Source organism: Flavobacterium arundinis (assembly GCF_038289855.1).
Taxonomy (GTDB): Bacteria; Bacteroidota; Bacteroidia; order Flavobacteriales; family Flavobacteriaceae; genus Flavobacterium; species Flavobacterium arundinis.
Map to the genome: position 1 here is coordinate 33,301 of NZ_JBBYHR010000007.1, position 20,181 is coordinate 53,481.

The window sequence follows — 20,181 nt, forward strand, 5'->3', positions numbered from 1 at the left end:
AAATGACCAGACTATATTATACATTGCTTTTACTGCTCGCTGCCGCAACTACATTCGGGCAGGAACGGTCGGTACAGGTAAGTATCGATTCGACCAAAATAAGGATCGGCTCGCAATTCCACCTTACTGTAAAGGCAACTGCCAATAAAGGCGAGAAAGTCAGCTTTCCGGAAGGGAAGAATTTCGGGCAGCTCGAAGTGCTTGAAACTTTCCCTACCGATACTATCGAAAAAGATGCGATGTATGAGCTTGTAAAAAAATACGGGCTTACGCAATTCGATTCCGGCAGGTATGAGATACCCAAGCTTCCGGTAATCATCAACAACAAAACCTTCCAGACCAAGCCGCTTACTATTGAGGTAAACAATATTGTTGTTGACACGATCAAACAGAAAATGTACGACATCAAGCCGGTTATGGGAGCTACATCAAGGAGCTGGCTATGGCTTTATATCGTGCTGGGCCTCCTGTTTTGGGGAGGTGTAGGCTATTTTATTTACCGCTACATCCAAAAACGAAAACTGGAACCGAAAGAAATTCCTGCGGACCAAACCACGCCGATAGAAAGGGCACGTTTAAGCTTCACCAAACTTGAACGCGAAGGCATTGCCCATAAGGGTGAAGTGAAAGAATACTACAGTGTTCTGGTGAATATTGCGCGTACTTATCTGGAGGAAACCCTGCACATCCCGGCTATGGAAAGCACTACGAGCCAGCTTATAGCAGCCCTGCATGACGCGGTAAATCGCAAACACATGAGCCTTGACGAAACCGTATATGAGGAGCTTGAAAAAGTATTGCGCAATGCCGATATGGCGAAGTTTGCTCTTTCGCGGCCTTCAGATAATGTTATACTACAGGATCGCGAACGAATTGAGAATGCAATTACTACCGTCGACAAAAACCTTCCGGAAGAGATTGAAGAAGTGGAGCCGACGGAAGAAGAAGCGGCCAGGTTGCTGGAACTTCAGCAAAAAAAGAAGAAAAGGCAGCGCACGATTATTATTGCCGCATCTTGCTTTTTACTGGTTTTGGGCACCGGCGCATATATCGGCATTACGCAGGGATTCGATTACCTGAAAGACAATATCCTTGGGCATCCGACAAAAGAACTCCTTGAAGGCGAGTGGGTAAAGAGCGAGTATGGTGTGCCGGGTGTTACTATTGAAACACCAAAAGTGCTGAAACGTACCGATATTCGCAAATATGTTACCAAAGAAGCAGCGCAGAATATTAGTGAAATGCAGATGTTTCAATATGGCTCGCTGTTCGATAATTTCCACATTGCGGTAGCCACTACCGTCTTTAAACAAAAGGTGGAAATAAACCTTGAAGCGGCTTTTGATGCTACTGAAAAAACCTGGGAAACGCAGGGAGCAAGCACGATCCTGGTAAAAATGGAGGGCTTTAAGACCGAACATGGTACCGAAGGGCTTAGATCGTATGGGACGATGTTCCTGCCCGACCCGATAACAAAAGAGCGCAAGAAAGTGTACTATGAAATAATGTATTTCAAACAGGATCAGGGCGTTCAGCAGGTCGTAATCCTGCACGAGGATGGCGACCGCTATGCTAAAAAAATAACAGAGCGGATTAAAGGCTCTATAGAGTTTAAAGAAAAGAAGAAGAAATGAGCGAGATAACCTTTTTACATCCCGGTTTCTTCTGGCTGCTGTTGTTGCTTCCCGCTGCGGGAGGATGGTATTTCCTGAAAAGGAAGGAACAGTCGGCAACACTGCGCATCAGCTCGGTAGCAGGGTTTAAAGCTGCCCCTTCACTACGTGCAAAACTTAAGCCTACGCTTTTTGGCCTGCGCCTGTTGGCTCTGTTGTGCATGATAATAGCCCTCGCCAGGCCGCGCACCGCCGATGTGAGCAGTAAGGCAGGCTCTGTAAATGGTATAGATATAGTAATGGCGATCGATGTATCGACCAGTATGCTGGCACGCGACCTGAAGCCCAACCGCTTTGAGGCGCTTAAGAAAACAGCCGCAGAATTTGTGGATGCCCGGGTGAACGACCGCATAGGCCTGGTGCTGTATGCTGCAGAGGCTTATACCAAGATACCGGTTACCAGCGATAAGGCGCTTGTAAAGCAGGCGGTATTGTCTGTAAATTTCGATAATATAATGATCAAGGATGGGACTGCCATAGGCACGGGGCTGGCTACGGCTGTAAACCGACTAAAGGAAAGCAAGGCCAAAAGCAAAGTGATCATCCTGATGACCGATGGTGTGAACAACGCCGGGTTCATCGACCCCAAAACTGCTGCCGCTATCGCCAAAGAATATGGGCTGAAGGTGTATACAATAGGTATTGGAACCAATGGCAACGCCGAATTTCCGTGGATACAGGATCCGTTTACAGGCGATATAATTTACCGGATGTCACCTGTGAAAATAGACGAACAGCTGCTACAGGATATCGCCAGGGAAACCGGTGGTAAATACTTCCGTGCGACCAGCAACAGCAAACTGAAAGAAATTTACAAGGAGATCGACAAGCTGGAAAAAAGCGAGATCCCCGAACTGAAATATTTTAATTACGACGAAAAATTCCGCATTTTTGTGTGGGCTGCATTAATACTGCTGCTGCTTGAAGCGGTAGCAAAAAGAACCCTTTACAGAAGCTTTATCTGATATGTACGTATTCGACAAACCCATATATTTCTACCTTTTGGCCATCATCCCGGTGCTGGTTGGGCTTTACCTGTACGATCTGTATTGGAAAAAGAAAAAGCAGCGTGAGTTTGGAAGCCCCGAAATAGTGGGAAGGCTTTCGCCGGGACATTCGGCATTTAAGGCCGGATTAAAATTTACCATTGTCCTGCTGGCGCTTACAGGGCTCGTCCTGGCTTTGGTAAACCCAAGAGCAGGTATGCGAAAAGAGGTAGTAAAGACGAAAGGAGCCGATATTGTTTTCGCCATAGATGTCTCCAAAAGTATGCTGGCCGAAGATGTAGCGCCGAACAGGCTTGAGAAAAGCAAGCAGATCGTTTCGCAGGTAATGAAGCAGTTGGGCGCCGACAGGGTAGGTATCATTGGCTATGCAGGAAGCGCGTTCCCGGTATTGCCCATAACAACCGATTACAGTGTAGCTAAGATGCTGCTGGAAGGTATGGATACGGATATGGTATCATCACAGGGAACGGCGATCAACGAAGCATTGCTTATGTCCGCATCTTATTTTGACGACCCAAAAGCCGGTAAGATGGTCGTACTGCTTTCTGATGGGGAAGACCACGGGCAGGATAGCCAACAGGCAGCGGAAGAACTGGCCAAAAACGGCATTAAGATGGTAACGGTAGGCATAGGTACCGAGAAAGGCGCTACTATTCCACTAAAGCGCAACGGTGTTACAGAAAGCTACAAACGCGATGCCGAAGGGCAGATCGTAACAACAAAATTATATCCCGGTCCGCTTAAGGATCTTGCTAAAATAACCGGCGGAGGTTATATCGCAGGTAATGACAGCCGCGAGGTGGCTCAGTATGTTGCCAAAGCATTGGAGAATATCGACAAAAAAGGCTTCGCATCGAGGCAGGTATCGGATTATGATTCGCAGTACCAATGGTTCCTTGGGGCGGCGCTATTACTGTTGCTGGTGGATACGTTTCTGCTGGAGCGGAAAACAGCCTGGATAATGAAACTGAACCTCTTTAACGAAAAACAACAATGAAGGGATTAATGGTATACCTGCTGCTATTGGTGCCGGTTTTTGCTTTTGCGCAAAAGCCTGATAACGACATGGCAAAAGGTAACGAGGAATTTAAACAAAAGCAATACAGGGATGCGGAAGCTGATTTCAGGATATCAAAATCCAAATCGCCTGCTAAGGCATCGGCCGATTATAACCTGGGCAATGCAATATACCGGCAGGGGCAGAAAGCAGAAGCTTTCCTTGCTTATACAAGGGCGCTTGAAAACGCGCATACCAAACAGCAAAAGCACATGGCCTACCATAATATTGGAAATGTGTTCATGAAAGCGAAGGAATACGAAAATGCAGTGGATGCCTATAAGAATGCATTGCGCAATAACCCGTATGATGAACAGACACGGTATAACTATGCATTGGCGAAAAAAATGCTGAAAGATAATCCTCCACCGCCACCACCGAAAAATGAAGACAGAAAAGATCCGCCAAAAGACGATAAGCAGGACAATAAAAGCAATGCTGCAAAAAACCGTGGCGATAGCGGTGAAAAAGCTGAAGGCGGCGGAAGCAAAGACACACCGCAAAAAGGGGGTGGAGGTGCAGGGGCGCAACAAAGCAAAGGCGGCGCTGATGACCAAGGCGAGCCGCAGCCGGCCAGTGATGACCCGTCTAAACAACGGATGGAAAACCTGCTGGATGCCATGAACAATGAAGAAAAGAAGGTGCAGGAGAGGGTAAAAGGGGTAAGGGTAAAGGCACAGCCTAAAAAACAGGAAAAGGACTGGTAGAAATAAACGTACGTCAGGCCATTTAATTTAAATATTCAGGCTGGGCTTACTGATTGTTGCGGTTTCCTTTAGGCAAAATGGAACAAGTGTCAGGAAGGGCTCAATAGAATAAATTCTGAATAACGAATTAGCAAATAACCGGATTAACTGAATTCAGGTTTGTATTTTTGAATAATGAAAAGATATAGCTTACTATTACTATTGTTTTTCTGTATCCACGGGCTCTATGCCCAGGTGGAGTTCAAGGCTATTCCTGACAGGACAACAATAGGCATAAACGAAGTCCTGAAGCTGGAGTTCAGCATGAATGACGACGGGGATAATTTTAATCCGCCATCTTTTAAGGGATTCAACGTATCCGGCCCAACGCAATATATTCCGGGGGCATATAAGAAACAGACCTACCGCAAGATCTACACCTACTACCTTACACCTACCGCGCGAGGAAAATTCACTATCGGGCAGGCGTCTATTGAAATAGATGGCAGAATATATAAAACAATTCCTTTTCAGGTAACAGTGACTGCTGCCGTGCAAAACGGCACTACAACCGGCAACCCCAATGTTAATAATGCCAAACAGCTTCAGAAAGCGCTTGGAGGCGTAGAGCTTGTGGCTGAGGTAAGTAACCCTAACCCTTATGTAAATGAGCCTGTCAATGTGGTTTATAAACTGTATGTACGCGTAGGAACCGGGGTGCGGTCCTGGAATACGGCCGACAACCCGCAATATCCCGATTTTTGGAGCCAGACAGAAAGTGTGCCAAAAGACAAACAGCAGGTTTTGCAGGGAATGCATAAAGGAGAGATGTACAATTATGTGGTAGTGCGAAAGGCAGTGCTGTACCCGCAGAAGAGCGGGAAACTGGAACTGGAACCAATGGCAACATCTATAGTGCTTGAAATCCCGACAGGCCGCCAGGACATATTTGGCAATGATGCATATACTGTTGAGAATAAAATGGTCTCTACGGGAAAGGCAGTTATAAATGCAAAACCACTTCCGGAGAATGGCCGCCCGGCAAATTTCAGCGGAGCAGTAGGTAGTTTCGTTTTTAAAGCTACATCTTCCAGGGCTACCCTTGCTAATGGCGAGTCATTAAAGCTTGATATATCGGTTACGGGTAAAGGAAACCTGAAGCTTTTTAAACTGCCAAAACCTTCAGCGCCTCCGGAACTTGAGATATTCGACCCGGAGCATAAAGAAAACATTGCGATACCTTTAAGCGGTATGGAGGGAAGTATGTCGGACAGCTATACCGTAGTTCCGCACAAAAAAGGAAAGTTTCCTGTAAAGGGTCTCTCTTTCTCATGGTTTGACCCGAAATTGCAAAGCTACCGGACAATGGCTTTTGATGATATAATGGTTGACGTGCTTAATGTACCCACAGCATCGGCAAGTGATGGAGAAACAGCATCTAATGGAAGCAAAGGCGCGCCGGAAGCACGGGAGCCATTCCGTTTCATAGCCTCTGAAACGACATTGCAACCTATTGGGGCAAGTGGGTTCCTTGGCTCAGTACTGTTTTGGGTATTGCTGGTATTGCCATTCCTGCTGATGCCGGTTGTTGTATTGGCAAGGAGGAAAAAAGAGGCTTACGATAATGACGTAACAGGAACCAAAGTCAGGGAAACCAATAAACTTGCGAAGAAATACCTGGCAGAGGCTAAAAACCACCTCGGCGACAAGGAACCTTTCTACATGCACCTTGAAAAGGCGCTACACAATGTATTGAAGGCAAAGTTAAATATAGAAACATCGGACATGAGCAGGCAAAATGTGCGGGAGCTGATGCTGTCACGCAACGTGAATAGTGATACGGTGAATGATTTTATGAAGATAATGGACAGCTGTGAGTTTGCACGCTATGCTCCGTCATCGGGTTCGGCAATGCAGCAGGATTATGATAATGCAGTGGCGGTGGTTACGGCGTTGGAGAAGCAGATATGATTGCGGCTTCCTGCAAGGTTTTTGAAACCTTGTAGGTATATAAGGTCACGATTGATTTTTTAAACCTACAAGGTTCTGAAAACCTTGCAGGTTGGTGAAAACCTATATAAAGGGAAATGAAAAACATACTATACATACTTTTATTCATAACGCAGGCAGTGTTTGCGCAATCGGCTTTTGAAAAAGGCAACGAACAGTACCGGCAGGGACAGTATAGTGATGCTGCTGCCAGTTATGAAAGCGTCCTTAAGGAAAATAAGGAGTCGGCGGAGCTGTATTTCAATTTGGGAAATGCGTATCTTAAACTTGAAAAAGTAGCACCGGCTGTTTATAACTACGAAAAAGCGCTACAGCTCGACCCCGGCAACAGGGATATCGAAATTAATCTTGGATATGCGCATCAATTGATCACGGATAACATTGAGCCCGTTGCCCAACCCGGATTTGCGGGAATGATAGAAAGCCTTTCGGGAACCTATCATTTTGATACCTGGGCATGGATAGCAGTAACCTGCGCGTTTCTTTCATTATTGCTGTTTTCCGGATATTACATGGCGCGCAAGACAATGCTTAAGCGAAGCTTTTTCGCGGGTATGAGCGTTATGCTGATTATTCTTATTCTAAGCCTGATCACCGCATTCCATGCTAAATCAGAAATGGAAAGTCAGCACCCGGCTATTGTTTTCAGCGATATGGTGCAGGTAAAAACCGATGCTTCGCAGGGAGCGCAGGACGCCTTTATACTACATGCAGGAATCAAGGTGTATGTATTGGAATCGAAAGGGCAGTGGCAGAAAGTACAGTTGCCTGACGATACGGTTGGCTGGATACCTTCAGGGGCAATAAAGGAGCTTTAATTGTCGGAGGTCAGGAGTCCGTTCAAAGGTGCGGTGGAAATCGCTTACATCACATGGCCAACCGAGTGTAGCTCAATCTAAAATCTACAATCTAAAATTTCTAACGAAACCACTCCTCAAACACCGGGAAGATATAAGCCGAAACCTCCAGTAGCGGGTAAAAAAACAACGATTCGTCAAGCGTTTTCTTTTCTGCTAAAGCGTGATTATGATTGAGCTTCAGGAAGAAATTCAGCAATACGCTTAGCACCAATACCATCCTTAAAAAACCGAACACCCCGCCTAGTAAGCGGTTCATCAATCCGAGCCCCGAATAATCGGCCAGTTTTGTAAATACTTTTGCGAGCAGCATAATACCTACTACCACAGCAATGAACGTAATCGCGAAAGCCACAACGCCTGCTGTGGCCGGATCATCGGTCAGCGTGCCTTCGAGTACATTGGCGGTAAGCTGCGAGAATTTTACTGCTATAAATATCCCCGCAATAAGCGATACCAGTGATGCAAGCTCTACAAAAAGCCCTTTATACGCGCCCTTCCCGAGCCCATAAAGGAGCAGTCCGCCCAAGATGATGTCAAGTCCTGTCATGAGGCAAAGGTAAGGCTATGCTTCTATAATCCAAAGAAAAGGTGGTTTGCCCCATTAATTTACAAGTCACTATCTTTGCGGCTTAAATCATGAACATGTCAAGAGACGAACAATTGAAAGAACGCTGGGAACAGCTTGTAACGATACTATCCGACCGTTTTGCCGACGGTGACAAATTAGACCTCGATGCCATCATTTACCTAATAGGCGTGCAGGAACTCGGGCAATTCAATAAGAAATTCAAAAAGGACGAAAAGCTGAACCTGATGCACATTGCCATATGCCGCCTGCTCGAACCGTATGGCTATTATGAATTCGAGTTATTTGATGAAGATGGATGGCCACATTACACGGTTAAGGAAGAGCTGCCGCCACTGAAAGCAGGGGAGCAGAGCATACTTATGAAAGGCGCCATTGTAGATTATTTTCTCGAAAAAGGGCTTATAAAATAAAAACCTGTGCAGGGAGATCGCACAGGTTTTCCGAAAAGAAAATAAAACCAATCAATTAGTAAACCAACCTTATTGCCGTAAAAACACTGTTGCCAAATGTTGGGTTTCAGTGTTCATCATGTTTCTTTTGTGTTATATGATGTTAACGGCGGATGATAGGTTATTATTTACAAATTGAGGTAAACCCTAAATTTTCTGAGGTGAACAGTTTATTGCCTTATAATACTGGTATTCTCCGTGCTAAGGCCTGTTCTTAATTTTAAGTTAATTATAGCGCACAAATTCGTGCAATTCGTGTGTAAAATACCTAAATTTGCACACTTTACTGAGTAACGATGATAGATAAGATCAAAGGCTATATAGCCGAAGCCGAAGCGTTTAAAGCACATACCAAAGAGGACCTTGAAGCCTTCAGGATTAAGTTCCTGGGTAAAAAAGGTATCCTTAACGACTTCCTTGCGGAATTTAAGAATGTGCCGAATGATATGAAGAAGGAATTCGGGCAGGTGATCAATAACCTGAAGAATGCCGCGCAGGGTAAGGTGAATACTATACAGGACGAACTGGAAAGCAGGCAGGAGATCAAGAGCCTTTATGGCGACCTTACGCGTCCCGGTGAGCCGTTCCAGGTAGGTTCGCGCCATCCTATATCCATCGTGAAGAACCAGATCATTGATATTTTTTCAAATATAGGATTCAACGTGTCCGAAGGCCCGGAGATCGAGGATGACTGGCATAACTTTACCGCGCTGAACCTTCCGGAATACCATCCGGCAAGGGATATGCAGGACACGTTTTTCATCCAGACCAACCCTGATGTGCTGCTCCGTACGCACACATCATCGGTACAGGTGCGCTACATGGAGAACAATAAGCCGCCTATCCGTACCATTTCCCCGGGCAGGGTGTTCCGTAACGAAGCAATATCATCGCGTTCGCACTGTATCTTCCACCAGGTAGAAGGGCTTTACATTGACAAAGACGTTTCGTTTGCCGACCTTAAGCAGACACTTTTATACTTTACCAAAGAGATGTTCGGTAAGAGCAAGATACGCCTTCGCCCGTCGTACTTCCCTTTCACGGAGCCAAGCGCTGAGGTGGATATTTACTGGGGACTAAAGACCGAAATCGACTACAGGATAACAAAAGGAACCGGCTGGCTCGAGATAATGGGCTGCGGTATGGTAGATCCTAACGTACTTAAGAATTGCGGCATCGATGCCACGAAATACAACGGGTTCGCCTTCGGTATGGGTATTGAGCGTATAGCCATGCTACTGTACCAGATCAGCGACATCCGTATGTTCTATGAAAATGATGTTCGTTTCCTGGAGCAGTTTAAGTCAAGCATATAAATATACATTACACCATTCTGTCGTTCTGAACGCAGCCTGCGGAGTGAAGAATCTCTTGAACTGATTAGAGATTCTTCCTTCGTCAGAATGACAGGGACGTACTGCGAAAGCCTCCTAAGTTCTTTTATTTAATATGTAAGCCTCCTGTGGGCCGCCCTGCTCCGGATCGCCAAACTTATCGAGTTTTTTCAGGCTGCCTTCCTGAACCTTAAATTTCAGGTGATCGCCTTCGGCATCAAGGGTAATAACGCTTTTGGCCTCATCCCATGAGAAAGTGCCTTTGTAAATGCTGGGCTTGTCGTCCCGGCCAAGTGCCTGCGAAGAGAGCGAATAGGTCGTGTCAGAATTGATAGTTATCTCTGTTTTAATGCCCTTGCAGTCGCCACCGCATGGCAGCGTACCGGAATACGTACCCGGCCAATCGAGTGCATTTTGGCTGTTGTCGCCCACTGCCGCATCCTGTAAGGTGTCAATAGGCTTTTCAATGACTGTTGTTTGCCGGGCTTCTTCTGTTTCAGCAGCTTCTTTTTTACAGCCAACGGACAGGATTGTAAAAGCTGAAAGGCATATTATTTGCAATGTTTTCATAAATCAATTTTTATTACCTTAAAGGTAGTCCATATAAACAGACCGTAATCTTAAAGAAATATGAAAAAAGACATCATCATCCCGATAGTTGAAAACGTATACATGGCCGCTGTGCAGGAATGGAACGACGATTTCATGCAGAAAACCTGGTATGCTTACTTAATTAACGACAGTGATTTTCCTCTCGAAAACGGCCTGGTAGTTTCATCAGCTTCAGGAACTATTGACGGTGAACCCCGCAGGACATCTATGCTGCGTCATGCCTTTTTGGAAGTGCCGCCTGTATCGGCTTTAAAAATAGAATTGATAGAAGATAGTGTATTGGTTCTCGACAACCAGTTTATGGTGACGTTCTTTATAGGCAATACGCTGTATGACAAGACCTATGTATTTAAGGCAAATACGATAAGCGAAGATATTACAGAAGAAGTCCCTGTGTTGTTTAAGGAGGGTGTGATGATTGGATAGTTTTCTACTCTTGCGTATAGTCCTCACCCCAACCTTCTTCCAAGGAGAGGAAGCCGATACGTGCCGAGCGAGCGTGCTACTGTGATGCAAAATTATTCATCGCAATTGGCAACCCTGAACTCTAAACCCACAACCCCGGACTTTTTATAACTCCGGATGCTCCAGCAGGTAATCTTTCAGCATTTCCTCGAGGGTCTGGTAGTATTTGGCGAGTTCTTCGGTACCGACTTCCGGGTGCTCAAAGGCAGGCAGCGTTTCCTGCACTTCTGAAAAATATTTAGACAATTCAGGATATTTTTCCTGTATCAGGATAGTGATCTTCAGTATCTTTTCGGTGAGTTCGCGCTTTGTTTCCATAAGGTTTCTTGCTATTGTGAAATATAAAGGTAGGGAAAAATTTGCATCTTCACGAAAACAAAAAAGCACCCCTAAGGATGCTTTTATATCAAATAATACAATTCTTATTTTACGCTTGCAAAAAGGTATTCCCTGTTCATGCGGGCGATATTCTCTAATGAAATCCCTTTAGGGCATTCCACTTCGCATGCACCTGTGTTGGTACAGTTACCGAATCCTTCCTCGTCCATTTGCCTTACCATTGCAAGTACCCTGTTCGTAGCCTCAACTTTACCCTGCGGTAAAAGTGCATACTGCGAAACTTTAGCACCCACAAAAAGCATAGCCGAACCGTTCTTACAGCTTGCAACGCAGGCTCCGCAACCTATACAGGCCGCAGCTTCGAAAGCCCTGTCAGCATCGTGCTTAGGCACTGGGGTAGCATTGGCATCAATAGTACGCCCGGAAGTATTTACCGAAACGAATCCGCCTGCCTGCTGTATCCTGTCGAATGCACTACGGTCAACCACAAGGTCTTTTACCACCGGGAAGGCCTTAGACCTCCACGGCTCCACATAAATCGTATCTCCGTCCTTAAACGTACGCATGTGCAGCTGGCATGTCGTTATAGCCGTATCAGGGCCGTGCGCCCTTCCGTTAATGTAGAGCGAGCAACTACCGCAGATACCCTCACGGCAGTCGTGGTCGAAAGCTACAGGTTCCTCCCTGTTATTGATTAACTGTTCGTTCAACTGGTCCAGCATCTCAAGGAAAGAGCTGTCTGTCGAAACATTGTCCAGTTTATACGTCTCTATTTTACCTTTTGTTTTGGCATCCTTCTGGCGCCATATCTTAAGGTTGATGTTTATATTTTTATTAGAAGCCATAATTTATTTATTATGCGTTTAATTGAATTCTATACTATTTGTTTCTTCGTATGTCACACCAAATGTTTCTTTATAATGTGCTTTATTTTCTTTACTGGCAGCACTGGTAATCCTATTTGTATTTCTAAAATTTAGGATTGCATAAACTTCTGTAAAGTTGTCAAGGCTAAATCCCAATTCTTCTTTATAAAATTTTAAGGTACCTTCAAACTTCTCTTTTGCGCCTTTTCTTTCACTTTTTCTTTGGCCCGGCCGTACATCTTTTGCTTCGATAAAATAAAATCTTTCATCATCAAAGCATATCCAATCACATTTTTTAATTGCGTTGTCAAGCATAATACATCCTTCATTTTGCATAAAATGGATTGTCGCTTTTTGATTATCTATAAGCAAAGTCCATCTTTCATCTTCTTTTACAAAAACAGCTTTTTTTGTCTCCCTATCATCATTAATATAATAACTACCTTGATTTAATGGAAAAAGGCAATCATATTTATCTAATAAATTCTTCATGACTCAATATCCAATAACATATCAAATTCATCATTCATTTCATCAGAAACATCATCTAAAATATTTTCACTTATTAAATTTAATTTTCTGTCAACTATAGATGTTGCTTTTCCATCTTTAAGTTCATACACACTAAGTTCTTCAGGGTTTAACCAGTATTCTTTTTTTACAACTTTTTTTACCTCTTCAGGATTTTTTTGCCCTTTTTTATAAGCCATAAGTAAATCATTCAATGCTGATAGTACATATGGACTATGTGTGGGTAATAAAAACGAGTGCCCATTTTCATTTACATTTTCAACAAAAAACTCTATTAATTTCTTTTGCGCTTTTGGAAATAAGTTCAATTCGGGTTCTTCAACTATAAAAGTTTTACTTTTCTTCCTGTTTTCAGAATAATGTTTGATTGTCAAAATTATAGGAATAGTAGATTTATAGCCACTTGCACCGTTATATAAACTACTAAATTCAATTTGCCTTTCATTCTTTATGAAGCCCTGACCATTTATATTTTTATAAGTCAGATTTAATGGGATAATATCTGTTTCGTTAGGAAAAGATTTTGCAAACATATCCATTTTCGCAAACTGATTATATAGCGAATCTGATATGTTTTGGATAGAACTTTTACCTAATGAAAAAATGGATTGTAAACCTCTTTCAGTAGGAAAGAAAAAAGGATTGTCCATTACATTTATCACATTCTTTTGAAAGAAAGAAGGAGGTATCTGTGACATAACACTGATAGATTCAATATTTTTTAAATCCTCTAAAAGACCCATGAACCTCTCGGATTTTGCAGTCAGCTTTGGAGAAAAAACCTTAGCATTAATATCTCGGTCACCACTATCTTCCAACATCCTAATATTCCAGGGTTGATAGTTTACTATTAAATCATAGTCGTTGCAATAATATTCAATCTGACTGTTCAAATTTGTCATTCCATCTAAACCCCAAGCACGCAAACCACTTCCAAATGAACTTGTAATATTAGTTTGCTCAATTGTGGTAATAAAACTAAAATACCTGCAAACTGCCAGCACCTTAGCTATCGTACTTTTTCCGGTTGCCTGTTCACCTATAAGAATAGTCATTTTGCCCAACTCCAGATCGACTGATTTGATGGGACCAAAATTCTTTATGACTAATCTTTCCTTCATTGTATTTTATTTGTAGTTCCTTGCGGCGATCTTAATGTATTCGTAGTTCAGCACTTCTTTATGAAGGGTTTCGGCGTTGATGTCGCTTCCTCCGTATTCCCACGCGCTAACGAAATTGAAATTTACGTCGTCACGAAGCGTTTCGCCTTCTGAATCCTGGTACTCTTCACGGAAGTGTCCGCCTGCCGACTCTTTACGCTGTAGTGCGTCCATTGCCATCAGCTGGCCAAGTTCCATAAAGTCGGCTACGCGGAGTGCTTTTTCAAGTTCCTGGTTAAGTTCATTGGCACTCCCCGGAACATATACGTCTTTATAAAATTCGGCCCTTAGTGCATCGATCTCGCTAACAGCTTCGCGAAGCCCCGGTTCGTTACGCGCCATACCTACTTTGTTCCACATGATGTGGCCCAGTTTTTTATGGAAATAGTCTACGGATTTAGAACCGTTGTTGTTCAGGAATTTATCAATCATACCTTTTACGCTGTTCTCTGCCTCGTCAAATTCCGGTGAGTTCGTAGGTATTTTACCGGTACGGATATCATCTGCAAGATAATCAGACACGGTATAAGGCAATACGAAATAACCATCCGCAAGCCCCTGCATCAAAGCCGAAGCCCCAAGGCGGTTCGCACCGTGATCGGAGAAGTTAGCTTCACCTGCCACAAAGCAGCCCGGTATAGTACTTTGAAGGTTATAATCGACCCAAACGCCACCCATGGTATAGTGTACCGCAGGGTATATCTTCATTGGGGTTTCGTATGGGTTCTCGTCGGTGATTTTTTGGTACATCTGGAAAAGGTTACCATATTTCTCCTCGATCCATGCTTTACCTAATCTAATCACTTCATCATCGGTAGGATTGTGGTTACCGGCAGCATAGGCCGATTGTTTTCCTTTGCTGATGATCTCCGAAGAAAAATCAAGGTAAACACCTTCGTTAGTTGCATTGGCCTCGATACCGAAACCGGCATCGCAACGCTCTTTTGCCGCCCTCGATGCCACGTCGCGCGGCACAAGGTTACCAAAGGCAGGATACCTTCTCTCAAGGAAGTAATCCCTGTCTTCTTCTTTTATGGCTGTAGGCTTCAGCTTTCCTGCGCGGATCGCCTCAGCATCTTCTTTCTTCTTAGGAACCCAGATACGGCCTGAGTTACGCAGTGATTCCGACATCAGTGTCAGTTTCGACTGGTTTTCGCCGTGTACAGGGATACACGTAGGGTGGATCTGCACGAAGCAAGGATTAGCAAAGTAAGCCCCCTTCTTGTGGACTTTCCATGCGGCAGTAACGTTAGACCCCATTGCGTTGGTAGAAAGGAAATATACGTTTCCGTATCCGCCTGAAGCAATGATCACGGCATGCGCCGAATGCCTCTCGAGTTCGCCGGTGATAAGGTTACGGGCGATGATGCCACGTGCCTTGCCGCCCACTTTTACGATGTCGAGCATTTCGTGGCGGTTGTACATCTGCACGTTGCCCTGGCCGATTTGCCTTGACAATGCCGAGTACGCGCCAAGCAACAGCTGCTGTCCCGTTTGCCCTGCGGCATAGAACGTACGCTGTACCTGTGTACCACCAAAAGAGCGGTTGTCCAGCATCCCGCCGTAGTCACGCGCAAAAGGAACCCCTTGCGCCACACACTGGTCGATGATGTTCCCTGAAACCTCGGCAAGGCGGTGTACGTTCGCTTCACGCGCACGGTAGTCGCCTCCTTTTATAGTATCGTAGAACAGCCTGTAAACGCTGTCCCCGTCGTTCTGGTAATTTTTTGCGGCATTGATACCACCCTGAGCGGCGATAGAGTGCGCGCGGCGTGGTGAATCCTGAAAGCAGAAAGCCTTTACATTGTAGCCCATTTCGCCAAGCGATGCGGCAGCCGAAGCGCCTGCAAGGCCGGTACCTACCACGATTATATCGATCTTAGGCCTGTTGTTTGGTGCAACGAGCTTAAGGTGGTCTTTATATTTGGTCCATTTCTGGGATATTTCCCCTGCGGGTATCTTAGAATCTAACATAGTTATTGATGTTTGATTATTTTAGTAAAAAGTAAATGTACAGCGGAATAATGGCAAACAGCAGCGGCACGATGATCGCGAAAGCCTTGCCGAAGTTTTTGATAAGCCCGTTGTATTTAGGATTATTAGCGCCAAGCGACTGGAACGCGCTGCCAAAGCCGTGGTACAGGTGAAAGCCCAGCACGATCATTGATATCACATAAAGTATCGTGTAGATAAGGCCGTATTTTGGCTGCTTAAAGAAGTCTATGGTAATTTTATGAAGGTCTTTGTAGCCTTCAGCCATTTTAAGCCCGGTTTGGCTGTCATAAAATTCAGTGCGGTGTTTTATCTCCAGGCTTTTTTGCATCATCGGCCCACCTGTCACCTGCTGTACCGGGATGTAGCTGCCCGCTGTAGTAAGGTAAACATCCATTTTCTGTCCGTTGAATGTAACGCTCTGTGTTTGCAGCGGCATTTTTTCGTCAAAATGCATCACAGCCCAGAAAGTCACCATGTGCGAAACGATGAAAACAAGGATAACCGTCCCTAAAACCGCCATGTTGCGCGAAGCCCAGATGGTGTTTTTGGAAGGATTGTTCATTACATACTTCACCGGTCTTGCCTTCTGGTTTTGTACCGTCAGCCAAATGCCATCTATCGCGTGGAAGATGATCGAGGCGTAGGTAAGGTACGAAAGCACCTTCACGGCAGGGTTGGTGGTCATGAACAATGCGTACTGGTTGAAATGCAGTGCGTCTGAAAATATCAGCTGGAGGTTACCCAGCAAGTGCCCGACAAGGAACAGGCAGAGAAATAAACCTGTTAAAGCCATCCAGTATTTCTTGGCGATGGATGACTTCAAAAATGCAGATTTTGCCATAGTATTTGTTTAAAAAGTAATGTTTTAAAAAATCAAACAAATTTACGGGGAAAACTCAACAACTACAACCTTTGCGCCGTAATTTATAATGAATATAAAGTGGGAATTTTTTAAGGTTTTTCATATAAAAATTACACTATATATTTCTTTACAGTTAAATAATTGCTATAGTTGAAATATTTTAATCATTGTTTAAATGGTATTGTCCGCTTTAGGGAGATAACTTTTTTATTTTATAAAAGTATTTGCGCATTTTCAGGTGGCGCAATTCCTGCTGTCGTTCTTCAGCAGGATGGTGCTGGTTGTCCGGCTACGGTTTCTACTTACTTCATTTACAGGTTCATTTTTCTGTTCATAATAAAAAAATTTGGGGCTTATTGTAGGCTGGTTGATCATTGAAGTTTAAGTAAATTTGAGGATGATAAACTTTCAAGATATATTTCTTTATTCTGACCAGCCTACAACTTGCCCAAATTGTGGATGTAGGACGAATATAGTTTTAGACTTATCACATACCATAAAACAAATGCAGATCCATCAATGTCTTGATAAAAACTGTAGCTTTGAATTTGTACTTCAAAATGATTTGTAATGGCAGAAACACAGAGACTTTGGTCAAGAGAAGAGTTAATCCTTGCTTTCAATCTATATTTAAAGATCGAGTTTGGAAAAATGCATAAAGGCAATCCGCAAATAATTACTCTTGCCAGTATGATTGGCCGTACTCCAAGTGCTATTAGTATGAGGCTTGTTAACTTTGCAAGTTTAGATCCTTACCATCAACAGCGCGGAATTGGAGGATTAAAAAACAGCGGAACCCAAGTGCAACAAATTTGGGATGAGTTTTTTCAAAATCAAGAAGAATTAGTTTTTGAAAGCGAAAGGATATTAGCAGAAAGCCAAAATTTAACCATTGAGAAAAAGTACGACGAATTACTTTTTGATTTGAAGGATTTAAAAGGTGAGACAAAGTTAAGAATGGTAAAGACAAGGGTCAATCAATCGGTATTTAGGCAGATTGTCTTAAATAACTATTCGAACAAATGTGCTATTACAGGTATCGACCTTCCTGAATTGTTATTTGCAAGCCATATCCTTCCATGGTCACAACATGAGAAAGAGCGGCTTAATCCTGAAAATGGAATTTGTTTATCAGCTTTATATGACAGGGCTTTTGATAAGGGATATATTGGGTTTGATAAAGATTATAAAGTGCTATTGTCAACTTCTTTGAAAAAGAAAAAAGATTCTGAATATTACAGTAAATACTTTGAGCCAGTTGAAAACAAAATACTCATCCAACCGATTAAATATTTGCCGAAACCAGAATTTTTGGAGCATCATCGGGATGTGATTTTTGATAAAAGATAAATTAAGAATGCCAAACCTCAAATTCAACTACCTCTACCGCGACAGTAGCAATTACAAGAATTTTGGAAACGTAATTTTTGCTAACCTGAATAATATTCAGTTAGATGTCATTGAAAATGCTATTAAAAGAAATCTCATTGATGGAGAATTTTTCTCTGCCGAAGAATGGCGGTTGCCAAATTTATTTTTTGAAACTCAAAATGTTGATGATCATAAATGGCATGAATTTGAGAGTCTTGAGGTTATAAATGAAAATACAAAGTCAAGCCCTATCGAAAAGTTTCTAATAAGGCTTGAAAAATGAGTTAAGAGTATACAGAAAAATTCCTAATGCAAATCTATCCTCAACTTATTCGCCGCAAAAGCCTCGATAGCGGTATTATAGTCCATTTCATCCCAGTCGGTATCCTCGTGAACGGCTTCGAATTCCTTGCCCCAACGGATGATCTCAGCGATATCTTCCCGGGAATCTCCTGAAAAAAAGCCCTTTTGGCCAGCAATAAAAGCGATATCGGCAATGGCTTCGAATAGTTTATAATCCTCTACGGTGTGGTGTAATGTGTTCATGTGATTGTTTTTTGATTGATTACTACAATTTTATAAAATTTTTCAACACAATTCATTAACATGATATTAACTTATCAACTTTTTTATGCATGCATGCTTTCCTACAACTCTGACTTTTAGAGCATAAAATGGGGAAATTCCGGCAAACGAATCACAAATCTCAAATTGAGAGCCGTAAAAGAGATGTAATTTTATGTTTAATGCAAAAATGAAGGGGTGTGAAGTTCGTAAAAAACAAATTTTATATTTTTACCCTATAAATTATACAGGGTATCATGGAGAAAAAACTGGAAAAACGCTGGATAGCTGCCTTTGTTATTACCACTGCCATCGCAATAACAGGGTTGTTTTGGGATCACGCTACGGTAAGTGAAACGAATTCACAATTCAACTCTACCGACACCATCGTCCCTGCCGATGTCGCCTGGCTGCTCACGGCTTCCTGCCTTGTTCTGCTTATGACCCCGGGACTGTCGTTCTTTTATGGCGGCATGGTAGGCAAAAAGAACGTTATTTCCACCATGCTCAAAAGCTTTATCTGCCTTGGCGTGATAAGCCTGCTTTGGGTGGCGGTCGGTTTCAGCCTTTCCTTTGGCGACCCTATCGGCATCACCATCAACGGTACTCACTACGGCATCATCGGCTCCCCGTCCGACTTCGCTTTCTTCGATTTTGTCGATGAGCATCCACACGCGAAAATGGCCACCACCATACCGTTCATACTCTTCGCGCTCTTCCAGATGAAGTTCGCCATCATCACCCCCGCCATCATCACGGGGGCATTGGCCGAGCGCATCCGCTTCATCTCGTTCCTGCTGTTCATCTGCCTGTTCTCGATATGCATCTACGCGCCGCTATGCCACATGGTCTGGCACCCCAACGGACTCCTCGGCAGCTATTTCGGTGTAAAGGATTTTGCAGGTGGAACTGTCGTGCACATGAGCGCCGGGTTTGCCGCAATAGCAGGCGTATTGGTGCTTGGCAAACGTAAAAACCTCGAATACATACCTACCAATATACCTTTTGTACTACTCGGCACCGGGATGCTTTGGTTCGGCTGGTTCGGATTCAATGCCGGGTCGGCGCTGGCGGCCAACCATACCGCGGCAATGGCCTTTGCCACGACAACTATAGCCTCGGCGTCGGCCATGCTTACCTGGGCATTCTTCGACAGGATCAACGGGCGCAGGGTGTCGGCACTGGGTTGTTGTATTGGCGCGGTGGTTGGGCTTGTAGCGATAACACCGGCTGCAGGGTTCGTGTCGGTGCCAAAGAGCATCTTCTTCGGGTTTGCTGCCGCCATTGTATCCAACGTTATGGTCAACTGGAAATCCCTCAAAAAAATAGACGATACCCTCGATGTGTTTGCCTGCCACGGCGTAGGCGGGATAATGGGCATGATACTCACCGCGATATTTGCCGAGGGCGAAAATGCCAGCCTGCTCCACGGGGGGTGGAATGTATTCGGGCACCACATGATGGCGCTGGTGCTGGTGGCTGTGTTTTCGTTCTTCGGGGCAATGCTGTTGTATAAGGTCACCAACTTCTTTATCCCGCTCCGCGTTTCCGAAGAAGCCGAACAGCAGGGCCTCGACCTCTCGCAGCACAACGAGATGATTGGGTAAATCTTTTTTTAACCACATAGCTTTACTCTGTTGCATACACGGGCGTTGAAACAAAGCTTCAACTATGTTTTCTTTGCCTTAATCTTCCGATATCAAAAGCTATGTATCTATGTGGTTAAATGTTTTTTGCACATTAGGTAGTTA

21 protein-coding genes are annotated in these 20,181 nt (G+C 43.9%); 12 read left to right on the plus strand and 9 right to left on the minus strand.

Features of this window, described 5'->3' with window-relative positions; genetic code table 11:
* Positions 1–2 precede the first annotated feature (2 nt).
* From AAEO56_RS12715 to AAEO56_RS12740, 6 genes are all read left to right on the plus strand, one after another.
* Positions 3–1,634, plus strand: coding sequence for a BatD family protein (locus AAEO56_RS12715; protein ID WP_341697447.1), 1,632 nt, complete (start codon positions 3–5; stop codon positions 1,632–1,634).
* Positions 1,631–2,638, plus strand: a complete 1,008-nt coding sequence (locus AAEO56_RS12720; RefSeq protein ID WP_341697448.1) for a vWA domain-containing protein — start codon at positions 1,631–1,633, stop codon at positions 2,636–2,638. Before AAEO56_RS12715 ends, AAEO56_RS12720 begins: the two co-directional genes overlap by 4 nt.
* A gap of 1 nt (position 2,639) precedes the next feature.
* Complete coding sequence (locus tag AAEO56_RS12725) at positions 2,640–3,677, plus strand: vWA domain-containing protein (RefSeq protein ID WP_341697449.1); 1,038 nt, start codon at positions 2,640–2,642, stop codon at positions 3,675–3,677.
* A complete protein-coding gene (locus AAEO56_RS12730; RefSeq protein ID WP_341697450.1) occupies positions 3,674–4,444 on the plus strand; it encodes a tetratricopeptide repeat protein in 771 nt (256 codons plus the stop codon). Before AAEO56_RS12725 ends, AAEO56_RS12730 begins: the two co-directional genes overlap by 4 nt.
* A gap of 174 nt (positions 4,445–4,618) precedes the next feature.
* Entirely contained in the window at positions 4,619–6,394 is a 1,776-nt protein-coding gene (locus AAEO56_RS12735) for a BatD family protein (RefSeq protein WP_341697451.1), read from the plus strand.
* Positions 6,395–6,510: 116 nt separating this feature from the next.
* A complete protein-coding gene (locus AAEO56_RS12740) occupies positions 6,511–7,251 on the plus strand; it encodes a tetratricopeptide repeat protein (protein ID WP_341697452.1) in 741 nt (246 codons plus the stop codon).
* A gap of 100 nt (positions 7,252–7,351) precedes the next feature.
* Here AAEO56_RS12740 and AAEO56_RS12745 read toward each other — a convergent pair whose 3' ends face one another.
* Complete coding sequence (locus AAEO56_RS12745) at positions 7,352–7,840, minus strand: CvpA family protein (protein ID WP_341697453.1); 489 nt, start codon at positions 7,838–7,840, stop codon at positions 7,352–7,354.
* 95 nt (positions 7,841–7,935) lie between these two features.
* Here AAEO56_RS12745 and AAEO56_RS12750 point away from each other — a divergent pair, with 95 nt between their 5' ends.
* On the plus strand, positions 7,936–8,292 hold the full coding sequence (locus AAEO56_RS12750; protein WP_341697454.1) for a hypothetical protein: 357 nt from the start codon (positions 7,936–7,938) through the stop codon (positions 8,290–8,292).
* A gap of 335 nt (positions 8,293–8,627) precedes the next feature.
* The gene (gene pheS, locus AAEO56_RS12755) at positions 8,628–9,647 is read left to right on the plus strand and encodes a phenylalanine--tRNA ligase subunit alpha (RefSeq protein WP_341697455.1); all 1,020 of its coding nucleotides are present in this window, start codon (positions 8,628–8,630) and stop codon (positions 9,645–9,647) included.
* A gap of 114 nt (positions 9,648–9,761) precedes the next feature.
* Here pheS and AAEO56_RS12760 read toward each other — a convergent pair whose 3' ends face one another.
* Positions 9,762–10,235, minus strand: a complete 474-nt coding sequence (locus AAEO56_RS12760; RefSeq protein WP_341697456.1) for a copper resistance protein NlpE — start codon at positions 10,233–10,235, stop codon at positions 9,762–9,764.
* A 60-nt stretch (positions 10,236–10,295) separates the two neighbouring features.
* Here AAEO56_RS12760 and AAEO56_RS12765 point away from each other — a divergent pair, with 60 nt between their 5' ends.
* A complete protein-coding gene (locus AAEO56_RS12765; RefSeq protein ID WP_341697457.1) occupies positions 10,296–10,703 on the plus strand; it encodes a hypothetical protein in 408 nt (135 codons plus the stop codon).
* 144 nt (positions 10,704–10,847) lie between these two features.
* Here the strand turns inward: AAEO56_RS12765 and AAEO56_RS12770 are convergent, their stop codons facing one another.
* From AAEO56_RS12770 to AAEO56_RS12795, 6 genes are all read right to left on the minus strand, one after another.
* Positions 10,848–11,060 (minus strand): hypothetical protein, encoded by a 213-nt coding sequence (locus AAEO56_RS12770; protein WP_341697458.1) that lies wholly within the window; start codon positions 11,058–11,060, stop codon positions 10,848–10,850.
* Between the two features lie 104 nt (positions 11,061–11,164).
* The gene (locus AAEO56_RS12775) at positions 11,165–11,926 is read right to left on the minus strand and encodes a succinate dehydrogenase/fumarate reductase iron-sulfur subunit (RefSeq protein WP_341697459.1); all 762 of its coding nucleotides are present in this window, start codon (positions 11,924–11,926) and stop codon (positions 11,165–11,167) included.
* 18 nt (positions 11,927–11,944) lie between these two features.
* Positions 11,945–12,439, minus strand: coding sequence for a hypothetical protein (locus AAEO56_RS12780; protein ID WP_341697460.1), 495 nt, complete (start codon positions 12,437–12,439; stop codon positions 11,945–11,947).
* Entirely contained in the window at positions 12,436–13,599 is a 1,164-nt protein-coding gene (locus AAEO56_RS12785; protein ID WP_341697461.1) for an AAA family ATPase, read from the minus strand. Before AAEO56_RS12785 ends, AAEO56_RS12780 begins: the two co-directional genes overlap by 4 nt.
* Positions 13,600–13,605: 6 nt before the next feature.
* Positions 13,606–15,618: a fumarate reductase/succinate dehydrogenase flavoprotein subunit gene (locus AAEO56_RS12790; RefSeq protein WP_341697620.1), complete on the minus strand. Its 2,013-nt coding sequence runs from the start codon at positions 15,616–15,618 to the stop codon at positions 13,606–13,608.
* A gap of 10 nt (positions 15,619–15,628) precedes the next feature.
* Positions 15,629–16,474 carry a succinate dehydrogenase cytochrome b subunit gene (locus tag AAEO56_RS12795; RefSeq protein WP_341697462.1) on the minus strand — a complete coding sequence of 282 codons (846 nt, stop codon included), beginning with the start codon at positions 16,472–16,474 and terminating at the stop codon, positions 15,629–15,631.
* 591 nt (positions 16,475–17,065) lie between these two features.
* On the opposite strand from AAEO56_RS12795, the gene AAEO56_RS12800 reads away from it, so the two are divergent.
* The gene (locus AAEO56_RS12800; protein WP_341697463.1) at positions 17,066–17,845 is read left to right on the plus strand and encodes an HNH endonuclease; all 780 of its coding nucleotides are present in this window, start codon (positions 17,066–17,068) and stop codon (positions 17,843–17,845) included.
* Positions 17,846–17,852: 7 nt separating this feature from the next.
* Entirely contained in the window at positions 17,853–18,149 is a 297-nt protein-coding gene (locus AAEO56_RS12805; protein WP_341697464.1) for a hypothetical protein, read from the plus strand.
* A 23-nt stretch (positions 18,150–18,172) separates the two neighbouring features.
* Here the strand turns inward: AAEO56_RS12805 and AAEO56_RS12810 are convergent, their stop codons facing one another.
* Positions 18,173–18,412 (minus strand): hypothetical protein, encoded by a 240-nt coding sequence (locus AAEO56_RS12810; protein ID WP_341697465.1) that lies wholly within the window; start codon positions 18,410–18,412, stop codon positions 18,173–18,175.
* A gap of 275 nt (positions 18,413–18,687) precedes the next feature.
* Between AAEO56_RS12810 and AAEO56_RS12815 the strand changes: the two genes are divergently transcribed.
* Complete coding sequence (locus AAEO56_RS12815) at positions 18,688–20,037, plus strand: ammonium transporter (RefSeq protein ID WP_341697466.1); 1,350 nt, start codon at positions 18,688–18,690, stop codon at positions 20,035–20,037.
* The last annotated feature ends 144 nt before the right edge of the window (positions 20,038–20,181 follow it).